The following is a 21353-nucleotide window of genomic DNA, read 5'->3' as shown; positions in this document are numbered from 1 at the left end:
TTACCAGCGGCGTTCAAAGCGGCGGCGCAAGATGATTGCGATGATATTCATGGTCAGCAGGAACATCAAAAGGATGATGATCCCACCCCACGCCTTCTCGTAAAAGCCGGCGTCAGCGCGTGCGGCCCATGTATAGATCTGGGCGGGCATAGCTGAATTCGGTTCGGTAAAGCCTGCGAGGAAGCCGTCAGGATAACCTCGCGCGACAAATCCAACCATGCCGATCAGCAGGAGCGGCGCTGTCTCTCCCAAGGCTTGTGCAAGACCGATAATTGTACCTGTCAAAATGCCCGGGGCAGCCAGTGGCAGCACGTGATGGAACACCGCCTGCATTTTTGAGGCCCCTACCCCCAATGCCGCATCGCGGATCGAAGGAGGAACCGCTTTCAAAGACGCACGGGTCGAGATGATGATTGTCGGCAGTGTCATCAGGGTCAGAACCAGACCGCCGACAAGCGGTGCCGATTGTGGCAGGTGCATGAATTGGATGAACACGGCCAGGCCCAGAATACCGAAGACAATGGACGGAACGGCAGCCAGGTTCGAGATATTCACCTCGATCAGGTCAGTGAACTTGTTCTGTGGCGCAAACTCTTCGAGGTAGATCGAAGCAGCAACGCCAATCGGCAGTGACAGGCAAAGTACCACCAGCATCATGAAGAACGATCCAACAACCGAGACACCAATGCCTGCACCGCCGGGGTTGTCCACGCCTGCGTCGGCACCAGTAATGAATGGCCAGTTGAATGCCTGCTTGATGATGCCTGCCTCTTCCAGCGCATCGACCAGATCCAGGTCTCTTTTTTGCAGAAACCGGCTGTCCTGCATGGTGTCACGGGACACGCGACCTTTGAAATACCCGTCAACCCGGCTGGATGCCGCCAGATCGAAACTGACCGGCTCGCCCAGCTTATCTGGGTTTTCGGAATAGAAGGTCCGGATTGTTCCGCCGACTTTACCCAAAAGACGCTCGATCGCGGCCTCATCAAAATCAACGCTGATTCCGCGTTCCCCAAGTTCACTGTTCAACTGAGCGACGAACAGGTTGGAATAGGCCTTTGTCTTGAACAAGGTCTCTTCGACCTCGTCTCTTTGCGGTTCAGTCAGCGTGAAATCCACACTGACGACCGTGCGTTGGAAGGCCGGGATCCCCTGCGACAGGATTGAAGCAAACAAGACAACCAGAAAGAACAGGCCAGTTGCAATTGCAGCGATGCCATATGCGCGAAAACGTGTTTCGGCTCTGGCCCGTTTCTTCGTGTGCGCGTCAGTAGCCGTGAGCGAGATCGTATTTCGACCGGATTGCGGGCTTTGCATGCTGGTGTCGGTCATTCGTACTGCTCCCGGTACTTACGCACGATATACAGGGCAAAAACGTTAAGCCCCAAAGTGAGAATGAATAGTGTCATGCCAAGCGCGAAGGCGACCAGCGCCTCGGGGGAGGCAAAGTCAGCGTCGCCGGTCAACTGACTGACGATCTTGGCTGTCACGGTTGTCATGGCTTCGAACGGGTTCAGGCTGAGGCGGGCCGCGGCCCCTGCCCCGAGAACCACGATCATGGTCTCGCCGATGGCGCGCGATGCAGCCAGAAGGATCGCGCCGACGATACCCGGCAACGCGGCGGGCAGAACGACCTGACGGATGGTTTCCGATTGCGTGGCACCAAGACCGTAGGAGCCGTCGCGCATCGCCTGCGGGACCGCATTGATAATGTCGTCAGACAGCGAAGAGACAAACGGGATCAACATGATCCCCATCACCAGACCGGCTGTCATCACGGCGGTGCCGGCTTTCATCCACCCCAGGCCATTGTCACCGAAAACGTCCAGCAGAAGTGGACCGACGGTCAACAGCGCGAAGAGACCGTAAACAATGGTCGGAATACCGGCCAAAACCTCAAGCAATGGTTTGGCAAAAGACCGCAAACGGGACGAGGCGTATTCGCTGAGGTAGATCGCGGCGAACAATCCTATCGGCACCGCAACCAGCAGCGCCACGACGGAGATGTAAAGCGTCCCCCAAAGCAACGGTATTATGCCGAGTTCGGACAACCCTCCGCGGCCCGAAAAGCTGGGTGCCCAGGTCATGCCGAAAAAGAAATCTGATGCGGGGTAGAGCTTGAAGAATTCCCAGGTGTTGAAAACCAGGGACAGGACAATGCCCACTGTTGTCAGAATGGCTACCGACGCGGCGGCCAGAAGAAGGGCTTTAACGCCCTGTTCAACAACGTTGCGCGCACGATAGTCAGCGTTGGTTTGCAACCAGCCCATTATGGCGCCGATCAAAGCAACCGTGAGAACAGCGACGGACATGATTACATAGCCGGTCGAGCTCATGGCCCGATAGCCCTGAGCTGCGCGCAATACCGGCTGGGTGATGTCCGACGTCACCACCTGGCCTGCTTCCTTCAGTTTCCGGGTAATCTCCGTGACATCTGCATGGGCATCGCTGGCGACAGTCTCGGTCAGGTTGCCTTGTGCGACCGCGCTGTCCAGCCCGGCGGCTGTGCGGCGTACTTCCGCCATGACCAGACTGCGGGAAGAGCCTTCCTTGATCACTGTTTCCGGTATCATGCCTGACACCTGCGAGTTAACAAAGAAAGGCTGTGCCAACAGCCAGACAATCATGAGACCGACAGCAGGGACAAGTGTCTTCAGCGCAACGTTCGCGCCATAAAAGGTGGGCAGGGAATGCAGGTTCCGACTGTCACCACCTGCGTTCTGCAATGCGCGTATGCGTCCAAGTATATAGCCGACAGCTGCGATCGCAGACACGATCAGAATAAGCCAAAGTATCGGCATGACACCCCCAGTTACTCTCGATTGCGATGAGAAAAGACAATGAAGGGGCGACGGATCAGTCGCCCCAAGATGCGTTAAACCAGTGTCAGACTTAGCTGCCCGAACCCATGGTGATTTCGTTGGCGATGGCGTCCTGAGTTTTTGCCAGCTCAGGATCAGCAACCAGTCCGTAGTTGGCAAGCGGGCCTGACGGACCGGCAATTTCGTCAGCAGTGAAGAACTGAGCGTATTCCTTCAGGCCCGGCACCACGCCGATATGAGCTTTCTTTACATAGAAGAACAGCGGGCGCGAAACCGGATATTCACCGGTGGAAATGGTCTCGGTCGACGGGGCAACGCCCGACATGGTCGCAACCTTCAGCTTGTCGGCGTTGTTTTCGTAAAACGCCAGACCAAACACGCCGATGCCGTTGGGGTTGGTGTCGATACGCGCCAGAGTTTCGGTGTAATCACCGTCGATATCGACCGATTTGCCATCGGTGCGAACCGCCAGACAAGCATCTTCAGCGTCGTCTTCGCTCATGCCGCCAGCAATCATGGCTTCCATTGCGCCGGTTTCTTCACATCCGATCAGCAGAACTTTTTCTTCAAACACTTCACGTGTGCCGTGCTTGGTGCCCGGGATGAAGCCAGCGATTTCAACATCGGGCAGTTCCGAATTGAACTCAGCCCAGCTGTTGTAAGGGTTATCAACTATCTCGCCGTCTTTCAGCACTTTTGCGCCCAGGGCATTGAAGATATCCGCAGGTTCGAAAGTAGTGAAGTCAGGCCCGGTTTGCTGGCTTGCAAATACGATGCCGTCATAGCCGATACGGACTTCCATGATGTCGGTCACACCGTTTTCGGCACAGGCTTTGATCTCTTTTTCGCGGATCGCGCGCGATGCGTTCGCAACGTCGATGGTGTTTTCGCCAACGCCTTCGCAGAAACGCTTCAGACCAGCCGACGAACCGCCGGATTCAACGACCGGGGTTGGAAAATCTGTGTTTTCACCGAACAGTTCGGCTACGATCGAGGCATAAGGCAGAACGGTCGACGAGCCGGCAACCTGAACGTTGTCACGCGCCGCAGCAGTGGTTGCCGAGACGGCAGCGATAGCCAGCGCAGATGCCGACAGTTTTACAAAGGACATTTCAGTCTCCCTGAAAAGGTATGCTTGATCACCCCCATGATGATCCTGCGGGCACCCCTATGGGGCGTGCGTAAGTCTTTTGTGACAGGTGTGTAACACTTTCATGACAACCAGGACTTTTTTGCGAGTTAACCGCTAAAACGCTGACGACCAAGAAAGCCGGAACAAGGCCGACTTAGGTGTCTATCTGGGCAAAATCACCGTAAAAACAGAACCTTTTCCCAACTCGCTTTCCACACGAAGTCTTCCACGATGACGATTTACGATGTGCTTCACGATCGCAAGGCCCAGTCCCGTTCCGCCCAGTTGGCGCGACCTGTGACTGTCCGCGCGATAGAATCGCTCTGTCAGGCGCGGCAAGTGAACGGCATCTATGCCGGGCCCTTTGTCTATGACCTGAATTCTGACAGCCGGGCCGCGCATCGCCGGATCCCTGTCCGCGGGCAGGACACGTACGGTGACGCTGCCGCCACTGGCGCCATACTTGATCCCGTTCTCGATGAGATTGGTGAAAACCTGCCGTAATTGGTCGCCGTCACCAGTGATTGAAAGCGGACCGTTTGTCACGTCCAGCGACAGTACCACGCCTGCGTCTTCCGCAAGGGGCCGCAGCGAATTTATCGTGGATTGTAGAAGGCCGGTAAGCTCCAGCTGTTGCTTGGGTCGAACACGTTCTTCGCTTTCGACCCGATTCAACGACAAAAGATCTCCGACCAGACGGTTCATCCGGTTGGCTTCATCGGCCATGATCTTGAGAAACCGATCCCGTGCCGCAGGGTCTTCACGTGCCGGACCACGCAAGGTTTCAATAAAACCCATCAAAGCGGTCAGCGGGGTGCGCAACTCATGGCTGACATTGGCTACGAAATCCCGTCGCATCTGGCTGGCATGTTCCAGATGAGTGGTATCCTGAAACGTCACCATGACGGCCCCTTCGGACGCGGCACCTACCCCGTTCAAATATCTGCATTCAACTTCGTACGCTGTGTCCTGCGCGCCATCATTGGACAGATGACGAGTTTTTTTTGCGCTTTTGCTTGTCAGGGCTTGCTCGATGGCATCCAGAACCTGCGGCTGTCTCAAAATGGTCGCGAAATGGCGCCCGACAATTTTCTGTCCCAGAAGAGACGTTGCATCCGTGTTCGCCGCAATGATCCGTTCGGTCTGATCGACCACCAGCGCCGGCAACGGGATCGCAAGGACAATTTCCTGAAGAACGTCTTCGGTCATGCTTCAAAACCCAATCAACCCAATCGCCTTACTGCGCAGGTTTTAAGGTTTCACGAAACTTGCGCATATTTTCCTGGTAGTGCAGCGCACTGAACGTGATCCTTTGTGCCGCAGCCTCGTCCAGCTGGCGCACAACCTTGCCCGGCGATCCCATGACAAGCGAATTGTCGGGGATTTCCTTGCCCTCGGTGATCAGGGCTCCTGCTCCGATCAGGCAGTTCCTACCGATCTTTGCCCCGTTCAGAACGATCGCGCCCATTCCAACCAACGTGTTTTCACCTATGGTGCAGCCATGCAGCATCACCTTGTGCCCGATGGTGCAGTTCCGACCAATCGACAAAGGAAACCCGGCATCTATATGCATCACGCAGTTTTCCTGAACGTTGCTGCCCTCACCGATCCGGATTTCTTCGTGATCCGCGCGAATCGTACAGCCGAACCAGACCGAGGCCCCCTGCTCCAGTACAACCTTTCCAATAAGATTGGCATCAGGCGCGACCCATGTATCCTCATGAATTTGCGGGGCGTGCTCGCCCAAGGCGTAAATGGTCATGACAATCCCTCGAACTCATTCTGCAACTTGCGTACGTGTTGTTGCAACGTGGGTTGCTGAATGCGGCGCATCCGTTCAGCGCTTACGATAGTCTTCAGCTTGTCCTCGGTTGCCTCGAGATCGTCGTTGATCAGGACATAGTCGTAATAGCCCCAGTGACTGATCTCGTCCCAACTTTTGAGCATCCGTCGGCCGATAACGTCATCACTGTCCTGCCCACGGGCTTCCAGACGGCGACGCAGCTCGGAGATAGACGGCGGCAGAATGAAGATCGACAGGGCGTGCTTGCCCAGATCCGAATTTCTGATCTGCACTTCACCCTGCCAGTCGACGTCGAACAATACGTCCCTGCCAGCATTGATCGAGTTTCGGACCGGCTCAGCGGGAGAGCCATAGAAATTACCAAATACATGGGCATGTTCCAGCATCTGCCCATCAGCGACCTGCTGTTTGAATTCGTCCTCGGACAAGAAGAAATACTCGCGCCCATGCTCTTCCCCGGGACGCGGAGCACGAGTTGTCGCCGAGATCGAGAATTCCAGATCCGTATCCCAGGCCATCAGCCGTTTGGCCAGGGTCGACTTGCCCGCGCCGGAAGGAGAAGACAGGATGATTAATAGGCCTCGGCGGTCCGCCATGTCAGTTGTTCCCATTCTTATTCTACGTTCTGCACTTGCTCTCGCATCTGATCGATCAACGCTTTCAATTCCAGCCCGACGGACGTCAGATCCGAGCTTTGCGCCTTGGAACACAGCGTGTTGGCCTCGCGGTTGAACTCCTGCATCAGGAAGTCCAGCTTGCGGCCCACGGCCCCGTCCTGCGCCAACAACTCACGTGCGGCACCTACATGCGCGGTCAGGCGGTCGATTTCCTCGGTGATGTCGGCCTTGACCGCGATCATCGCCAGCTCTTGCGCGACACGATCAGGATCTGCGCCTTGCGTATTCTCCAGCACCCGCGCGAGGTTTTCACGCAGCGCCTCGGCCATTTTGCCCTTGCGTTGCTCTCCAATCGTCGCTGCTTGCGCCGTCAGTTCCGCGACCTGATCCAGTTGCGTGTTCAAGACCGCCGCCAAAGCTTCCCCTTCGGTCTTGCGCATGTCTATGAACGCGGCCAGAAGATCTTTGAATTCGGACGTCAGATGCGCAACAAGCGGAGTCGGATCGTCGGCCTCGGTTTCTGCATCCATCATCCCCTTGAGTGCGAGGAGATCTGACGCACGTGCCGGCGCGAGCGTGATGCCGCGCGCAGCTGCCAGCGCCTCTGTTTGCTCAAGAGCGGTCAGGGCCGCAGCCATCGAGGCTTCGTTCAAGGCCAGCTCCAGTGCGGAATCCTCTCGGTTCACGCGCATCGACAGGGTCACGTTTCCACGGCTCAGAGAATTGGACAGGGTCGCCCGCAGTGAAACTTCGAGGCCGGTCAACCAGTCGGGCACGCGCAGACGCATGTCCAGTCCCTTACCGTTAACGCTGCGAAGCTCCCACGACCAGCTGTGCGGGCCGTAAGTTCCCTTCCCCGAGGCAAACCCGGTCATGGATCTGATCATGATGGCCCTTTCCTGTTCCCCTGCTGTTTCGAGCACGTGCCGCACCTAATGCTATTGACTGGTGCAGAGCAAGAGCTTGCTGAAGATGCATTTGTTTGGCGCAAGTTAACCATTCGTTAAAGAATTACTCCAAAATTGAATTAACCCGAGTCAAACTGCCCCTAGCAATGGCTTACGGGCCGCAGGTGCTTCCATTGTGTTGCATTTTATGAAATTAGCGGCCAATTGACGTTAGGGTAATGAAAATGAAAACCTTTTTCGGGACAGGTTCCGGGTCAGAATTTGGAAAGATCGTCGCAATGGATCGCTTTGACAGTGGGCGCAGCCTATCGCCGATCCGCCAGGCCGAGGCGTATTGGACCGCATTGTTGAGCCGCGACAGCGTACCGATGCGGTCTCAAATCGACCCGCGCGGGCTAGAGAATGTTCTTGAGTATACTTTTATCCTTGAACGTATAGCACCCGGGCTGGCCCGATTTCGTCTGGCAGGCAGCCATCTGAACACACTTGCGGGCATGGAAGTCCGGGGGATGCCTTTGACCGCATTCTTTCAACCCGATGCCCGAGCGCAAACCAAGGATATACTGGAACAGGTTTTTGCGTCCCCAGCTGTTGCCGAACTGGGTTTGATCTCGGGTGGCGTGTTGGGGCGTACGAGGATGCAGGCCCGGATGATCCTTCTGCCGCTGAAAAGTGACCTGGGGGATGTCAGTCGTGTTTTGGGGGTCATGATCGCCGATGGCGCAATCGGCAAGACACCGCGCCGGTTTTTACTATCTGATACACGGATCAAACCGGTTTCTGAAATTCAGGTGCCCGCGCCCACTCCGCGCCGTCCTGTGGAAGGTTTTGCCGAGGAACAACGCGAATTCAAACGCTCTGCCGGCCACCTTCACCTGGTGGTATCACGCGACGATTGAAACCCGTAAGATTGCGGTGAACAAAAAAACAGCGGACCGATGGCCCGCTGTTGTCAGTGTTAAAGTTGCGCTTAGCTTACCGCGCGTTTGGAGCCGTTGCGGCGTAGGTTGGTCAGTTCTTCCGCCACCAGGAATGCAAGTTCCAGCGACTGCGATGCGTTCAAACGCGGATCGCAGGCGGTGTGGTAGCGATCAGACAGGTCTTCTTCGGTCACAGCGCGTACACCACCGGTGCATTCGGTCACATCAAGACCGGTCATCTCGAAATGCACACCGCCGGGGATGGTGCCCTCGGCCTGATGCACACCAAAGAAGTCACGCACCTCGCGCAGAACTGAATCAAACGGGCGGGTTTTGTAACCCGTGGCCGATTTGATCGTGTTGCCGTGCATCGGATCGCAGACCCAGGTGACCTTTGCCCCTTCTTCCTTCACGGCCTTGACCAGACGTGGCAGATGCTCACCAGCTTTGCCCGCTCCGAACCGAGCAATCAGGGTCAGACGCCCCTCTTCGTTGTCGGGGTTCAGCTTGGACATCAGAACCTTGAGGTCCTCGGCCGTGGTGGTCGGGCCGCATTTCAGACCGATCGGGTTCAGAACTCCGCGGCAGAATTCGACATGCGCGCCATCAGGCTGGCGCGTACGGTCGCCGATCCAGATCATGTGACCTGAACCCGCCAGCCAGTTGCCCGAGGTCGAATCCAGGCGCGTCAGTGCCTCTTCATACTCCAGCAACAGACCTTCGTGGCTGGTGTAGAATTCAACAGTCGAGAATTCATGCGTTGTTTCCGCAGTAATACCAGCCGCTTCCATGAAGTCGATGGTGTCTTGAATACGGTCCGCCACCTCGGAATACTTCTGAACGTCCTGTTCATCCGCAAAACCCAGCGTCCAGGCGTGCACGCGGCTCATATCCGCGAATCCACCGGTTGAGAAAGCGCGCAGCAAGTTCAGCGTCGCCGCCGCTTGCGTGTAGGCCTGCAACATCCTGTTGGGATTCGGAATCCTGGCTTCCGGCGTGAAGGCCAATTCGTTGATGATGTCCCCGCGGTAGCTGGGCAGTTCAACGCCATCCACAACCTCGGTCGGGGCGCTGCGCGGCTTGGCAAATTGTCCGGCCATACGACCAACTTTGACCACTGGCACCTTGGCACCATAGGTCAGAACCATTGCCATCTGCAGCATCACCTTGAAGGTATCGCGAATTGCATCTGCGCTGAATTGTTCAAAGCTTTCAGCGCAATCCCCGCCTTGCAAAAGGAAGGCTTCGCCGCGTCCGGCGGCACCCAGATGTTGCTTGAGACGCCGCGCCTCACCGGCAAAGACCAGCGGGGGATACTGTGAAAGCTGAGCCTCGACCTTGGCCAGCGCGGCCGCGTCGGTATACTCTGGCATCTGAACCCGGGGCTTGCTGCGCCAGTTCGATTTTTGCCATTCGGTCATAGCTTTGATCTCCGCTGAAGTTTTCAGGTGGTCTCTATACAAAATGCAAGGAAGAGTGACCATATCCCATTTGCGCCTCTTGACGACGTAAACAAGCTTTGATCATGGTGGCTGTCAAATCAGCAGCTGGATGATCGTCCGTCCCGCCGCGAAGTAAGGACATCTCGCCATGCAAGAGCAACGCCAAGTTGTCACGGTGGAAGACACTGCGGCTCCACCTCGGAATTTCGTTTTTGTCCTCTTGGACAAATTCTCTCTTCTGTCCTTTGCTTCGGCGCTTGACAGTCTGCGCATCGCCAACCGCATGGCGAACAGGCAGCTATATACCTGGAGGTTGCTGGGAGAAGGCGGTGAAACGGTAACCTGCTCGGCCGGGACCGAGTTCAGTCTGGACAGTGATCTGGTAGAGCTGCAGCGCGACGACGTTGTTCTGATCTGCGGTGGCGTAGACGTTCAGGCGGCCACCAGCAGACGCGTGCTGAACTGGCTGCGGCGCGAAGCCCGAAGGGGCTTGCGGATCGGTGGCCTCTGCACTGCGGCCTATACTCTGGCAAAGGCCGGGCTGTTGGATAGCAAGAAGGCGACGATCCATTGGGAGAATTCTGACAGTTTCATAGAGGAATTTGATGAAGTAGAACTGACCAAAGCCGTCTTTCAGATCGATGGCAATCGTATGACGACTGCGGGCGGCACCTCTTCGATTGACCTTATGCTCAAGCTGATTGCGGATGACTATGGCGAGGATCTGGCCAACGCGGTGGCGGATCAGATGATCTATTCCTCGATCCGAACCGATCAGGACACGCAGCGCCTGTCAACTCCGACCCGAATCGGTGTCCGGCATCCGAAGTTGAGCCAGGTTATCCTGATGATGGAAAAGAACATCGAAGAGCCGATCTCGCCCTCGATTCTGGCCAAGGACGTAGGTATGTCGACCCGCCAGCTGGAGCGTCTGTTCCGCCGGTATCTCAGCCGTTCCCCCAAGCGCTATTACATGGAATTGCGGCTGCACAAGGCGCGAAACCTGCTGATGCAGACCGACATGAGTGTCATCAACGTGGCGCTGGCCTGTGGGTTCGCCTCACCTAGCCATTTTTCGAAATGCTACCGGGCGCATTACAACACCACGCCCTATCGCGAGCGTGGTGCGCAAAGTGGAAGATTGTCAGTCTAAGGTTCAGCGTCAAAGCTCTTTGACGAAATAGTGCAAGTACGGTCGGAGCATGGGCTGATCTTTGTAGGTTGTTGTCTTGATCGGAGAGTCCAGTTCAACAAACCCGAGTTTGGGATACAAAGACCGCATTTCCACATTTGGGGTGAGTGTATCTGCGATTAACCGCTTCAGCCCCATAGCTCTGGCGGCTTGTTCTCGTGCTTGAATCAATGCGCGCCCCACTCCAGTGCCCCGAGCATCTTCAGTTACAAATACACGTTTCAACTCGCCGGTATACTGATCAAACCGTTTCATCATTCCACACCCCACTATTTTGCCACCGCGGTTTCTTGCGACGATCAGGCATCCGTTCGGAGGCATATAGTCATCCGTGTTCGCCCAGAATTCCTCAAGTGCGCTTTGCGGTGCGGAAGGATCCAATTCGAACCCCATACCCTGCATTCTTTGAGCAATAAGAGCATAATATTGCTCCAAAATCACATTCAGCTCGGTTCTTGGCGGGATACTTGTGCACAATTCAATGTCGAAATCACTCATTGATATCCTCTTAACCGTGTAACCTGTTGGACAGACTGACTGCGGCGATGGAAACGCGCAAACGGAATTGTAAAGTCTGCTGGCATGCTTCGTATGTCACTGTTTGACAGACATCCTGTAAACCGCGCCCTGCCCGACTGAGATGAACCAGATCGCCCCATCCGGGGCCTGCACGATGTCGCGGACCCGTTCGGTCTCGGGGCCCTTGATCTGCTCGACCTCGCGCAGCGGGTCTCCGGACAGCCGAGCGATATAGTCGAATTTCAGCGAACCCACGAAAATGTCGCCCCGCCATTCAGGAAACATTTCGCCCGAATAGACCATCAATCCCGACGGCGCGATCGACGGGTCCCAGTACAGGCGCGGCTGTTCCATACCGGGCTTGCTGGTGCCCTCGCCGATCTTTTTTCCGGAATAATGTGTGCCGTACGAGATGACCGGCCAGCCGTAATTGGCGCCGGGTTTGACAAGGTTCACCTCGTCGCCGCCGCGCGCACCGTGTTCCGACACCCACAACCTACCGCGCGCGTCCAGATCGGCCCCCTGTGGGTTGCGATGCCCATAGGTCCAGATTTCAGGTCGGATGTCTGCCTGTCCGACGAAAGGATTGTCTGTTGGCACCGAGCCGTCACGGTTGATACGGATCACGGACCCGATGGGGTTCGAACGATCCTGCGCCAGCGGCCCAACCCCTCGATCTCCAATGGTTACAAAAAGCGTGCCGTCCTTCGCTTCTACTACGCGTGAGCCGAAGTGCCGCCCGCCTGATCCGCCGGGGGAAGCCTCGAAAATGAAACGTAGATTTGTCAGGCTCGTGCCGTTCTCGGACAGGCGCGCAACGGCGACAGCTGTGCCCGCGCCACCATTTTGCGGTTTTGAAAAGGTCAGAAAAACCTCGCGGCTTTGATTGAAATCGCGCGGGATCGTGACGTCCAGCAATCCACCCTGCCCTGAAGCTGCGACCTTGGGAGCGCCGGATACGGCATTCGCCTCTCCGTCCTGAACATAAAACAGGTTTCCGTCCCGTTCGGTGACAAGAAAACTGCCGTCAGGCAGGATACCGACGGCCCAGGGTGTATCCAGCCCGCCTGCCATTTTGGTGAGTTCAAGATCCCCGACCGAGGTCGACAATGCCTGTGCCAAGGCACTTTCGGTGCAAAATGTGACGAACAGAATCGCAGCGGCTCTGAGCATGTTGAACCTTCCCCGGACAATCTAAGGCAAACCCTAACAAAACAGATAGATTTCCAATCGATAAAAACACGATTGCGTTAGGACTTTTCTTTTCCGGGTAGCTTGCCTAGGTTCGTGGCCAGAACGAACACGTTCACAATAGGGAGTAACCATATGAAAAAGCTGCTTACAGCAACTGCAGCATCCGCCTTGCTGGCCGGACCTGCGCTGGCCGAAGACATCACGCTGGGCGTTTTGTTCGGGTTCACCGGCCCAATCGAATCGCTGGCACCTGCAATGGGTTCTGGCGCCGAGTTGGCAATTTCGGAAGTCACCGAATCCGGAAAACTGCTGGATGGATCCAAAGTGTCCGCATCGCGCGCTGACACCGGCTGCATTGATAACGGTCTGGCCACTTCGAACGGCGAACGCATGATTGCGGACGGTGTTGCCGGCATCATCGGCGGCGATTGCTCGGGCGTGACCGGTGCGATCCTTCAGAATGTCGCGATTCCGAATGGCATGGTCATGATCTCGCCCTCGGCGACCTCGCCGGGCCTGTCGACCATGGAAGACAACGGCCTGTTCTTCCGCACCGCGCCGTCAGATGCGCGCGAAGGCCAAGTGATGGCGGATATCCTGAAAGATCGCGGCATCAACTCGATCGCTCTGACCTACACGAACAACGACTACGGCAAGGGTCTGGCGGACGCGATCCAGTCCTCTTACGAGGCGGCGGGCGGTGAAGTTACCATCGTTGCAGCGCACGAGGACGGCAAAGCCGACTACTCGGCCGAAGTCGGTGCTCTGGCCTCGGCCGGTGGCGACATTCTCGTTGTTGCGGGCTATCTGGATCAGGGCGGCCTGGGCATCATCCAGTCGGCGCTGGACAGCGGTGCATTTGACACCTTCGGTCTGCCCGGCGGCATGATCGGTGACTCGCTGCCGACCAATGTCGGCCCCGACCTGAATGGTTCGTTCGGCCAGATCGCCGGTTCGGGCGGTGAAGGCGCCGAGAAGTATTTCGCCATGGCCGAAGCGGCAGGGTTTGACGGTTCGTCGCCCTATTCACCCGAGTCCTATGACGCTGCGGCTCTGTTCATGCTGGCCATGCAGGCTGCTGGATCGACCAATCCGGCCGACTATGGTGGCAAGATCATGGACGTCGCCAACGCCCCGGGCGAAAAGATCTATCCCGGTGAACTGGCCAAGGGTCTGGAATTGCTGGCAAACGGTCAGGACATCGACTATGTCGGTGCGTCCGGTGTCGAGCTGATCGGCCCCGGCGAAAGCGCTGGTTCCTATCGTGAGATCGAAGTGACCGACGGTGAAAACAAGACCGTCAACTTCCGTTGATTGATCGTCAAAGGCTATGAATGAAAGCAGCCCGGGCCTTGTGTCCGGGCTGTTTCAATGAAAAAAGACCGCACCCGATAAACGGGGTCGAAACAACAGCGCCGAACAGGCGGCAAGGGGAAAAGATGATCGTCGTCGAGGACGTGCACAAGCATTTCGGCGGATTTCATGCGGTGGACGGGGCATCGCTGGGAATCCAGAAAGGGTCGATCACCGGCCTGATCGGGCCAAACGGGGCAGGAAAAACCACTCTGTTCAATGTGATCGCAGGTGTTCTGCCGCCGACCAGCGGCAAGGTGGTGATGGACGGCGAGGATATCACTGGCTTGCCCCCTCATGAACTGTTCCATAAGGGTCTGTTGCGCACGTTTCAGATTGCACATGAATTCCCGTCGATGTCTTGCCGTGAAAACCTGATGATGGTGCCTGGCGCGCAATCAGGCGAGTCGCTCTGGAACACGTGGTTCGGCCGCAAACGCATCGCTGACGAAGAACGCGCGCTGAAGGCCAAGGCCGATGAGGTGCTGGAGTTTCTGACGATCGAACATCTGGCCGATCACAAGGCGGGTCAGGTTTCCGGCGGTCAGAAGAAACTGCTTGAACTGGGCCGCACCATGATGGTGGACGCCAAGATCGTGTTTTTGGACGAGGTCGGCGCGGGTGTGAACCGCACCCTGTTGATGACCATTGCCGATACCATTCTGCGCTTGAACAAAGAGCGGGGCTATACCTTCGTCGTCATCGAGCATGACATGGATTTCATCGGCAAGATCTGCGATCCGGTCATCTGTATGGCCGAAGGCAAGGTTCTGGCCGAAGGTACTTTGGATGAGATCAAGGCCAATGAGCACGTGATCGAGGCCTATCTGGGCACCGGCCTGAAGAACAAAGACAAGCTGGAGGCCGGGGCATGAGCGACAACCCCTATCAGGATGACAAGGGCAACAAGGACGCCTCGATTACCAATCCGCACGGTGTCGGCACCATGACCCCGGCCCATCGCAAAAGTGGTGCGACGCACAAGGTCGAGGGCGGCCCTTTTCTGATCGGCGACACCATGACGGGTGGCTACGGCAAAGGGCCGGACATCCTGCATGATTGCACTATCGCCGTGGACAAGGGTGAAATTGCAGTCATCGTCGGCCCCAACGGTGCCGGCAAGTCGACAGCGATGAAAGCTGTGTTCGGGATGCTGGATGTCCGTTCAGGGTCTGTGCGTCTGGACGGAGAGGACATCACCAACCTCTCCCCGCAGGACCGTGTAATCCGTGGCATGGGATTTGTGCCGCAAACACAGAACATCTTCACTTCGATGACGGTGGAAGAGAACCTTGAAATGGGTGCCTTCATCCGCCGTGACGACATCAGCCAGACGATGGAGCAGGTCTATGACCTCTTCCCGATCCTCCGCGACAAGCGCAATCAGGCCGCCGGAGAACTGTCAGGCGGACAACGCCAACAGGTCGCAGTGGGCCGCGCGCTGATGACCCAGCCCAAGGTGCTGATGCTGGACGAGCCGACTGCGGGCGTTTCGCCGATCGTGATGGATGAACTGTTCGACCGGATCATCGAGGTGTCCCGCACCGGCCTGCCGATCCTGATGGTCGAACAGAACGCCCGCCAGGCTTTGGAGATTGCCGACAAGGGATACGTTCTGGTTCAGGGGCGCAATGCCTATACCGGCACGGGCAAGGAACTGCTGGCCGATCCGGAGGTTCGGAAGAGTTTCTTGGGGGGGTGAGGATGGTTAAACTCGCCGCAGCTTCAATTTTTCTCGCAATCGCATCAACCACCGCTCTGGCATATTCGGGACCGCAAAGTCTCTACTTGGAGTTGGAATGCACGATCTTTGAAAAATGCGACCACCAATTTCTGTGCAAAAAGACCAATGAATCAACCAGTATAACCTACACTTTTCTGGTTTATGATTTAGAAGACATCGACCCAATCGATAGACAAGCGCTATCTTTTCTTGATTGGCAAGAAGAAACGGTTTGGGTGGACTTCATTAATCCGAAAGCGGGCAAACTTCCTCTCCCCGTTTGGTACGCCGCAGATTTGGAGTACGCGCCCGAAGTTACCTTTCGTTTGCAAGATTGATTGGCTGGAGCGCAGTCCTCCCCATACGGCATAAGTTGGTTTGCCTTTGTTGTTACAAGCGACTTGTACGAGGTTGGTAATAGCAGAGCCAATTCAGACAGGAGGGATGATCTGCCGTTTGAAGTTTCCGTCTACAGGAAACTTAACGGAAAATACGCCATCCAGAACCTAAACTGTGACTCCGGTTGGTATTAGATATGGACTTCCTCAACGCCATTGTGGCGCTTTCCAACATCATCCTTGTTCCCGGAGTTTTCTGAAGTCGATTAAATACTTTATCCGAAGTTACCCGAAATTTCCCTACCATCCCAAGATTTCCACGCGTCGGCTGCAATCCGGTCACATTGTGCGTTTAGCGCCGGTCGCTGTGAAGGAAACGGTTTCCCGGTCAAACAAATCAAGTTCTGTGAAATCAAGCGAACCTTCTGAATGAAAAACTCTGTTCAGGACCCAAAAATGAAAAAATGGATGTGTGTGGCCATTGCCACCTTGTGCGCGACCGCCGCAACTGCGGAAGAACGTCACTTTGTCTGTGTGTCGGACCGCGACGGCAGTGAAGTGCGCCTAAATCGGGCACCGGAAGGAGACAAAGGCAACATCGAAACTGCAAGTGTTTCTGGCGACGCGATGGTGTTCAAAGGCGTAGGCAACATGACGTTTGTCCATATTGAAGGCGAAGATGTCATGACCTTTGTCGTGCATTATGACGACATGTCCTTTGACCTCTCGGTCAAGGGTCCCCACGCGGGAACCGATCACGGCACCTGCACCGAGACGGACGCCTGAACCCCCTTCGGACCATCTCGACCACGCACCGGAATTGGCCGGTGCGTGACTGAGCCAGACTACAATTGAAAAGTCTGACCTGCTTCCGTGTTTCCCGTGGATATTTTTCGCAACCAGCAGAAAAATATGACGCAAAACCGCGCGGGAAACATTGTGCCTGCGCGGACCGTCATGCCATAAGACCGCACCCGGACAGTGAGAAGAAATAATGGATCTACTCAACGCGCTTGTTGCGCTTGCGAATTTTGTGTTGGTGCCTGCGGTCGCTTATGGCAGCCAACTGGCGTTGGGCGCGCTTGGCGTGACCCTGATCTACGGAATCCTGCGGTTTTCGAACTTTGCCCATGGCGACACCATGGCCTTTGGCGCGATGATCGCCGTGCTTGTCACATGGGCGTTGCAGGCCGCCGGGATCAGCTTTGGACCGTTGCCGACCGCCCTGCTCGCCCTGCCCTTTGCCATCCTGGGCTGTATCGTGCTGGTGCTGATCACCGACAGGCTGGTCTACAAATTCTACCGTGAACAGAAGGCGAAGCCCGTTATTCTGGTGATCGTTTCAATGGGTGTGATGTTCATCATGAACGGCCTTGTCCGGTTTATCATCGGGCCGGACGACCAAAGGTTTTCGGACGGTGCTCGGTTCATTGTGTCGGCGCGCGATTTCAAGGCGATGACCGGTCTGCGCGAGGGGCTGGCCATCAAGACGTCGCAAGGTATCACGGTGATCGTCGCCGTTGTTGCCGTGGCGCTGCTGTTCTGGTTTCTCAACAAAACGCGCACCGGCAAGTCAATGCGGGCCTATTCGGACAACGAGGATCTGGCGCTGCTGTCAGGCATCAACCCGGAACGTGTGGTGATGATCACATGGATTATCGTGGCCGCGCTGGCGACGACTGCTGGTGTTCTCTATGGGCTGGACAAGAGCTTCAAACCCTTCGTGTATTTCCAACTTCTGCTTCCGATTTTTGCCTCGGCCATCGTGGGTGGTTTGGGGAACCCACTGGGCGCCATTGCAGGCGGGTTTATCATCGCGTTTTCAGAAGTGACAATCACGTACGCCTGGAAGAAAGTCCTGACCTATCTTGCGCCTGAAAACCTTGAACCGTCAGGTTTGGTGCAACTTCTCTCGACCGATTACAAATTCGCCGTCAGCTTTGTCATCCTGCTGATAGTGCTTCTGTTCAAGCCCACGGGCCTTTTCAAGGGGAAAGCAGTATGACCGACGCTGTCAAAAATACGCTGCTCTTCGCAATTGTCGGCGGCTTGATCCTGTTGACCGGCTTTACGCAAAGCTGGAACACCGCGATCCTGATCCTGAATATGGGGCTGATTTCCGCAATCATGGCGATCGGTGTAAACCTGCAATGGGGTTTTGCTGGTCTGTTCAACGTGGGCGTCATGGGCTTTGTCGCGCTGGGCGGACTGGCCGTTGTACTGGTCTCGACACCACCCACTCCCGGCGCGTGGGCTGCGGGCGGCTATGGAATCGTTCTGGCTTTGCTGCTGGGTGCAGCAACAGTGGTGGCGGCTGTTCTGGTGGCAACGAGAATACCGAAAGGTCGAGTGCAAACCCTCACCATCATCGCAGTTCTGGTGGTCGGCTTTTTCGTCTATCGCGCGGTTTTCGACCCCAGCATTTCAGCGGTCGAGGCAATCGACCCGGCGATTTCCGGCAATATCGGCGGTCTTAACCTACCTGTTCTGCTGGCCTGGCCCGCGGGCGGTTTGCTGGCGGCGGGCGCTGCGTGGCTGATCGGTAAAACGGCGCTGGGCCTTCGTTCGGATTATCTGGCGATTGCCACATTGGGTATCGCGGAAATCATCATTGCAGTCATGAAAAACGAAGACTGGCTGGCCCGGGGCGTCAAGAATGTCTATGGCATCCCACGCCCGTCCCCGGTAGTGGGCTACGAAGTGGACTTGCAGAGTGACCCGGCCTTTCTTGCACGGGCCGAATGGTTCGGGTTGGATCCCGTTACCGCGTCAACGCTAACGGTCAAACTTGGTTATTCTCTGCTGTTCATGATTGTACTTCTGGTGCTGCTCTGGATGGCTCAGATGGCGCTGAAAAGCCCGTGGGGCCGCATGATGCGCGCAATCCGTGACAATGAAGTGGCGGCCGAGGCCATGGGCAAGGATGTTACCCGTCGTCATCTGCAAATCTTCGTGCTGGGGTCAGCGGTTTGCGGTATTGCGGGTGCAATGATGACCACGCTGGACGGCCAGTTGACGCCAAGCGCTTACCAACCGCTGCGCTTTACCTTTCTGGTCTGGGTGATGGTGATCGTTGGTGGATCCGGCAACAATTTCGGGGCTGTTCTAGGCGCATTCCTGATCTGGTTCCTGTGGGTTCAGGTGGAACCGATCGGGTTGTGGCTGATGAATGTCATTACCGCAGGCATGCCGGATGGAAGCGCATTGAAAACCCACCTGTTGGACAGCGCCGCACATATGCGTCTGTTTACGATGGGCCTGATCCTGTTGATTGTTCTCAGATTCAGTCCAAGAGGGCTGATCCCCGAGAAATAGGCCACTTCCACCTTCAATAGGCGAAACCGTGCCTTTCATCCGGCACGGTTTCTTGATTCTTAACAATTTTCTGAATAAACGGACCCACCGCAGTGTTTTCTTTTTTTGCGGTATGTTGCCGGCGCTCACACCCGTCTACGCCGATCTGTAACGATCATTCACACTTGTTGAAAAGAGTTAGAAATGAAAGCACCACGCCTCAAGACACTTGTTCTGTTTCCGGTTATTGCCGTTGCAACAGCCGCCTGTATTCCCACTCCAGAAGAACTGGAGACGACACCTGTCAAGGTCCAGACACCCAAAGGTGTCGTAACCTGTCAGTTGTACCGCCAAGATCGGGTGACCTGGGATCGTGCAATTGATTACCCGGCCACAAAAATGTCTGTTCCCGAAGCGGATGCCTATTGCCGTCAGGAAGGTCAGCGCCGCTTGAAATAAACATTGCGGCGCCCGCGATGGGCGCCGTTCCGTCATTTGTTTCGGAACAAACCGCCAAGAATACCGCGCACGATCCGACGTCCGGTCGTTCCCTTCAGTTCCTTGATCACCGCGTCGGTCATCGCCGATGCAAAGGTATCTTTGCGGCGTTGCACCCGGGAAGAGGACCTGCCAACCCGGCTTCCCGAGTATCTGCGTGCCGAAGCATACTCCCGCTCCATCGGTGACTGCGTTTCCAGAACCTCATCGGCCTCTGCCTGTTCAGCGGCCCCGGCGGCTGCCTCTGCCCGGGCTTGCAGGATTTCAAAAGCCGACTTTCGGTCTATTCCCTTGTCATATTTTGCCGCCATCGGGGAGGCACCGAGAATGGTCCGACGCTCGGCATCAGAGATCGGCCCCAACTGAGACCCCGGTGGGCGAATCAGCGTGCGCTCGACGATTCCGGGAACCCCTTTTTTCTGAAGCATTGACGTTACCGCCTCACCGACGCCTACCTCCCGGATTGCGACTTCGGTGTCGAAGGCCGGATTCTCACGATATGTTTCGGCCGCGAGGCGCAGGTTCTTTCGGTCACGCGCCGTGAAAGCCCGCAAAGCGTGCTGAACGCGATTGCCCAACTGCCCCAGAATATCCTCGGGTATATCGGCGGGGTTCTGAGTTATGAAATAAACCCCCACCCCTTTGGAACGGATCAGCCGGGCAACCTGCTCGACCTTGTCCACCAACACTTTCGGAGCGCCATCAAACAGCAGATGTGCCTCATCAAAAAAGAACACCAGCTTGGGTTTTTCAGGATCACCGACTTCGGGTAGTTCCTCAAACAATTCACTCAGCAGCCACAGCAGGAACGTTGCATACAACCTTGGTGAGGCCATCAGCTTGTCCGAAGCAAGGATGTTCACCATCCCCTGCCCGCTTTCATCGGTGCGCATCAAATCGGACAGATCAAGCGCGGGTTCGCCAAACAGCTTTGTTCCGCCCTGATTTTCCAATACCAGCAAACGCCGCTGGATGGCACCGATCGAAGATGTCGAAACATTGCCGTATCGTAATGAAAGCTGGGTCCTGTTCTCTCCGATCCAGACCAACAATGCCTGAAGATCCTTGAGATCCAGAAGCGGCATTCCCTCTTCATCGGCCACCCGGAACGCTATATTCAAAATGCCTTCCTGTGCTTCGCTCAATTCCATCAACCGGGACAGCAGCAAGGGCCCCATTTCGGTTACCGTCGTTCGCACCGGATGGCCCTGTTCACCAAAGAGATCCCAGAACGTAACCGGGCAGGCAGAATAGGAAAAATCGTCAAATCCAATGCGGCCGGCACGGTCCATAAACGCCTGATGCAATTTCTGCGTATCGCTTCCGGGCAAAGCCAGACCCGACAAATCACCTTTGACATCGGACAAAAACACCGGAACCCCGGCTTGGGAAAACCCTTCCGCCAGGATTTGCAACGTTACAGTCTTACCGGTCCCGGTCGCACCGGCAATCAGCCCGTGGCGGTTCGCATATTTCAGCGCCAGTTCCTGCGGCAGGCCATAGCCTTCGCCACCGCCGCCCAAAAAAATATTATTGCCCATTAACACTGCCTTATATTTCACCGATCCGTCACCAGCATACAAAGTTAACCTTTGAC

At 56.1% G+C, this 21353-nt stretch carries 21 protein-coding genes; 10 read left to right on the top strand and 11 right to left on the bottom strand.

The annotated features are described in order from the left end of the window. The 7 genes from pstA to AC2FEB_RS02375 all read right to left on the bottom strand — a co-directional run bounded on the left by pstA (position 1) and on the right by AC2FEB_RS02375 (position 7262). Positions 1-1332, bottom strand: a complete 1332-nt coding sequence (pstA, locus tag AC2FEB_RS02405) for a phosphate ABC transporter permease PstA (protein WP_496673288.1) — start codon at positions 1330-1332, stop codon at positions 1-3. Beyond that, positions 1329-2801: a phosphate ABC transporter permease subunit PstC gene (pstC, locus tag AC2FEB_RS02400; RefSeq protein ID WP_496883827.1), complete on the bottom strand. Its 1473-nt coding sequence runs from the start codon at positions 2799-2801 to the stop codon at positions 1329-1331. The genes pstA and pstC overlap by 4 nt, the downstream gene beginning before the upstream one ends. Before the next feature lie 91 nt (positions 2802-2892). Further along, positions 2893-3933, bottom strand: a complete 1041-nt coding sequence (locus AC2FEB_RS02395; RefSeq protein ID WP_496673294.1) for a substrate-binding domain-containing protein — start codon at positions 3931-3933, stop codon at positions 2893-2895. A 183-nt stretch (positions 3934-4116) separates the two neighbouring features. After that, the gene (locus AC2FEB_RS02390) at positions 4117-5163 is read right to left on the bottom strand and encodes a PAS domain-containing sensor histidine kinase (protein WP_496673297.1); all 1047 of its coding nucleotides are present in this window, start codon (positions 5161-5163) and stop codon (positions 4117-4119) included. Between the two features lie 28 nt (positions 5164-5191). Further along, positions 5192-5716 carry a gamma carbonic anhydrase family protein gene (locus AC2FEB_RS02385; protein WP_117868954.1) on the bottom strand — a complete coding sequence of 175 codons (525 nt, stop codon included), beginning with the start codon at positions 5714-5716 and terminating at the stop codon, positions 5192-5194. Then, entirely contained in the window at positions 5713-6354 is a 642-nt protein-coding gene (gmk, locus tag AC2FEB_RS02380) for a guanylate kinase (protein WP_117872756.1), read from the bottom strand. Before gmk ends, AC2FEB_RS02385 begins: the two co-directional genes overlap by 4 nt. A 17-nt stretch (positions 6355-6371) precedes the next feature. Then, positions 6372-7262: a YicC/YloC family endoribonuclease gene (locus AC2FEB_RS02375; protein WP_496673301.1), complete on the bottom strand. Its 891-nt coding sequence runs from the start codon at positions 7260-7262 to the stop codon at positions 6372-6374. 245 nt (positions 7263-7507) lie between these two features. Here AC2FEB_RS02375 and AC2FEB_RS02370 point away from each other — a divergent pair, with 245 nt between their 5' ends. After that, complete coding sequence (locus AC2FEB_RS02370) at positions 7508-8182, top strand: PAS domain-containing protein (RefSeq protein ID WP_496673304.1); 675 nt, start codon at positions 7508-7510, stop codon at positions 8180-8182. A 71-nt stretch (positions 8183-8253) separates the two neighbouring features. On the opposite strand, the gene AC2FEB_RS02365 is transcribed toward AC2FEB_RS02370, so the two are convergent. Further along, the gene (locus AC2FEB_RS02365) at positions 8254-9624 is read right to left on the bottom strand and encodes a class II 3-deoxy-7-phosphoheptulonate synthase (RefSeq protein WP_299897138.1); all 1371 of its coding nucleotides are present in this window, start codon (positions 9622-9624) and stop codon (positions 8254-8256) included. Between the two features lie 169 nt (positions 9625-9793). On the opposite strand from AC2FEB_RS02365, the gene AC2FEB_RS02360 reads away from it, so the two are divergent. Beyond that, positions 9794-10798, top strand: coding sequence for a GlxA family transcriptional regulator (locus AC2FEB_RS02360; protein WP_117868952.1), 1005 nt, complete (start codon positions 9794-9796; stop codon positions 10796-10798). A 9-nt stretch (positions 10799-10807) separates the two neighbouring features. Here AC2FEB_RS02360 and AC2FEB_RS02355 read toward each other — a convergent pair whose 3' ends face one another. Further along, on the bottom strand, positions 10808-11335 hold the full coding sequence (locus AC2FEB_RS02355) for a GNAT family N-acetyltransferase (RefSeq protein WP_496673307.1): 528 nt from the start codon (positions 11333-11335) through the stop codon (positions 10808-10810). A gap of 96 nt (positions 11336-11431) precedes the next feature. Next, the gene (locus tag AC2FEB_RS02350) at positions 11432-12529 is read right to left on the bottom strand and encodes a PQQ-dependent sugar dehydrogenase (protein ID WP_496883826.1); all 1098 of its coding nucleotides are present in this window, start codon (positions 12527-12529) and stop codon (positions 11432-11434) included. A gap of 153 nt (positions 12530-12682) precedes the next feature. On the opposite strand from AC2FEB_RS02350, the gene AC2FEB_RS02345 reads away from it, so the two are divergent. From AC2FEB_RS02345 to AC2FEB_RS02310, 8 genes are all read left to right on the top strand, one after another. Beyond that, complete coding sequence (locus tag AC2FEB_RS02345) at positions 12683-13864, top strand: ABC transporter substrate-binding protein (RefSeq protein WP_117868949.1); 1182 nt, start codon at positions 12683-12685, stop codon at positions 13862-13864. A 125-nt stretch (positions 13865-13989) separates the two neighbouring features. Next, positions 13990-14778, top strand: a complete 789-nt coding sequence (locus AC2FEB_RS02340; RefSeq protein WP_496673313.1) for an ABC transporter ATP-binding protein — start codon at positions 13990-13992, stop codon at positions 14776-14778. Continuing rightward, positions 14775-15605, top strand: coding sequence for an ABC transporter ATP-binding protein (locus AC2FEB_RS02335; protein ID WP_117868948.1), 831 nt, complete (start codon positions 14775-14777; stop codon positions 15603-15605). Before AC2FEB_RS02340 ends, AC2FEB_RS02335 begins: the two co-directional genes overlap by 4 nt. Positions 15606-15607: 2 nt before the next feature. Further along, a complete protein-coding gene (locus AC2FEB_RS02330; protein ID WP_496673318.1) occupies positions 15608-15964 on the top strand; it encodes a hypothetical protein in 357 nt (118 codons plus the stop codon). 456 nt (positions 15965-16420) lie between these two features. Further along, positions 16421-16750 (top strand): hypothetical protein, encoded by a 330-nt coding sequence (locus tag AC2FEB_RS02325; protein ID WP_299636797.1) that lies wholly within the window; start codon positions 16421-16423, stop codon positions 16748-16750. Positions 16751-16958: 208 nt separating this feature from the next. Continuing rightward, positions 16959-17969 carry a branched-chain amino acid ABC transporter permease gene (locus AC2FEB_RS02320; protein ID WP_117868945.1) on the top strand — a complete coding sequence of 337 codons (1011 nt, stop codon included), beginning with the start codon at positions 16959-16961 and terminating at the stop codon, positions 17967-17969. Beyond that, on the top strand, positions 17966-19279 hold the full coding sequence (locus tag AC2FEB_RS02315; RefSeq protein WP_299897160.1) for a branched-chain amino acid ABC transporter permease: 1314 nt from the start codon (positions 17966-17968) through the stop codon (positions 19277-19279). Before AC2FEB_RS02320 ends, AC2FEB_RS02315 begins: the two co-directional genes overlap by 4 nt. Positions 19280-19462: 183 nt before the next feature. Then, entirely contained in the window at positions 19463-19717 is a 255-nt protein-coding gene (locus AC2FEB_RS02310; RefSeq protein ID WP_117868943.1) for a hypothetical protein, read from the top strand. A 32-nt stretch (positions 19718-19749) separates the two neighbouring features. Here the strand turns inward: AC2FEB_RS02310 and AC2FEB_RS02305 are convergent, their stop codons facing one another. Then, positions 19750-21297 (bottom strand): helicase HerA-like domain-containing protein, encoded by a 1548-nt coding sequence (locus AC2FEB_RS02305; RefSeq protein WP_299897163.1) that lies wholly within the window; start codon positions 21295-21297, stop codon positions 19750-19752. Positions 21298-21353: the final 56 nt, after the last annotated feature.

The organism is Ruegeria sp. YTSC106 (assembly GCF_059609765.1).
This window is presented reverse-complemented; position numbering and strand designations above follow the sequence as displayed.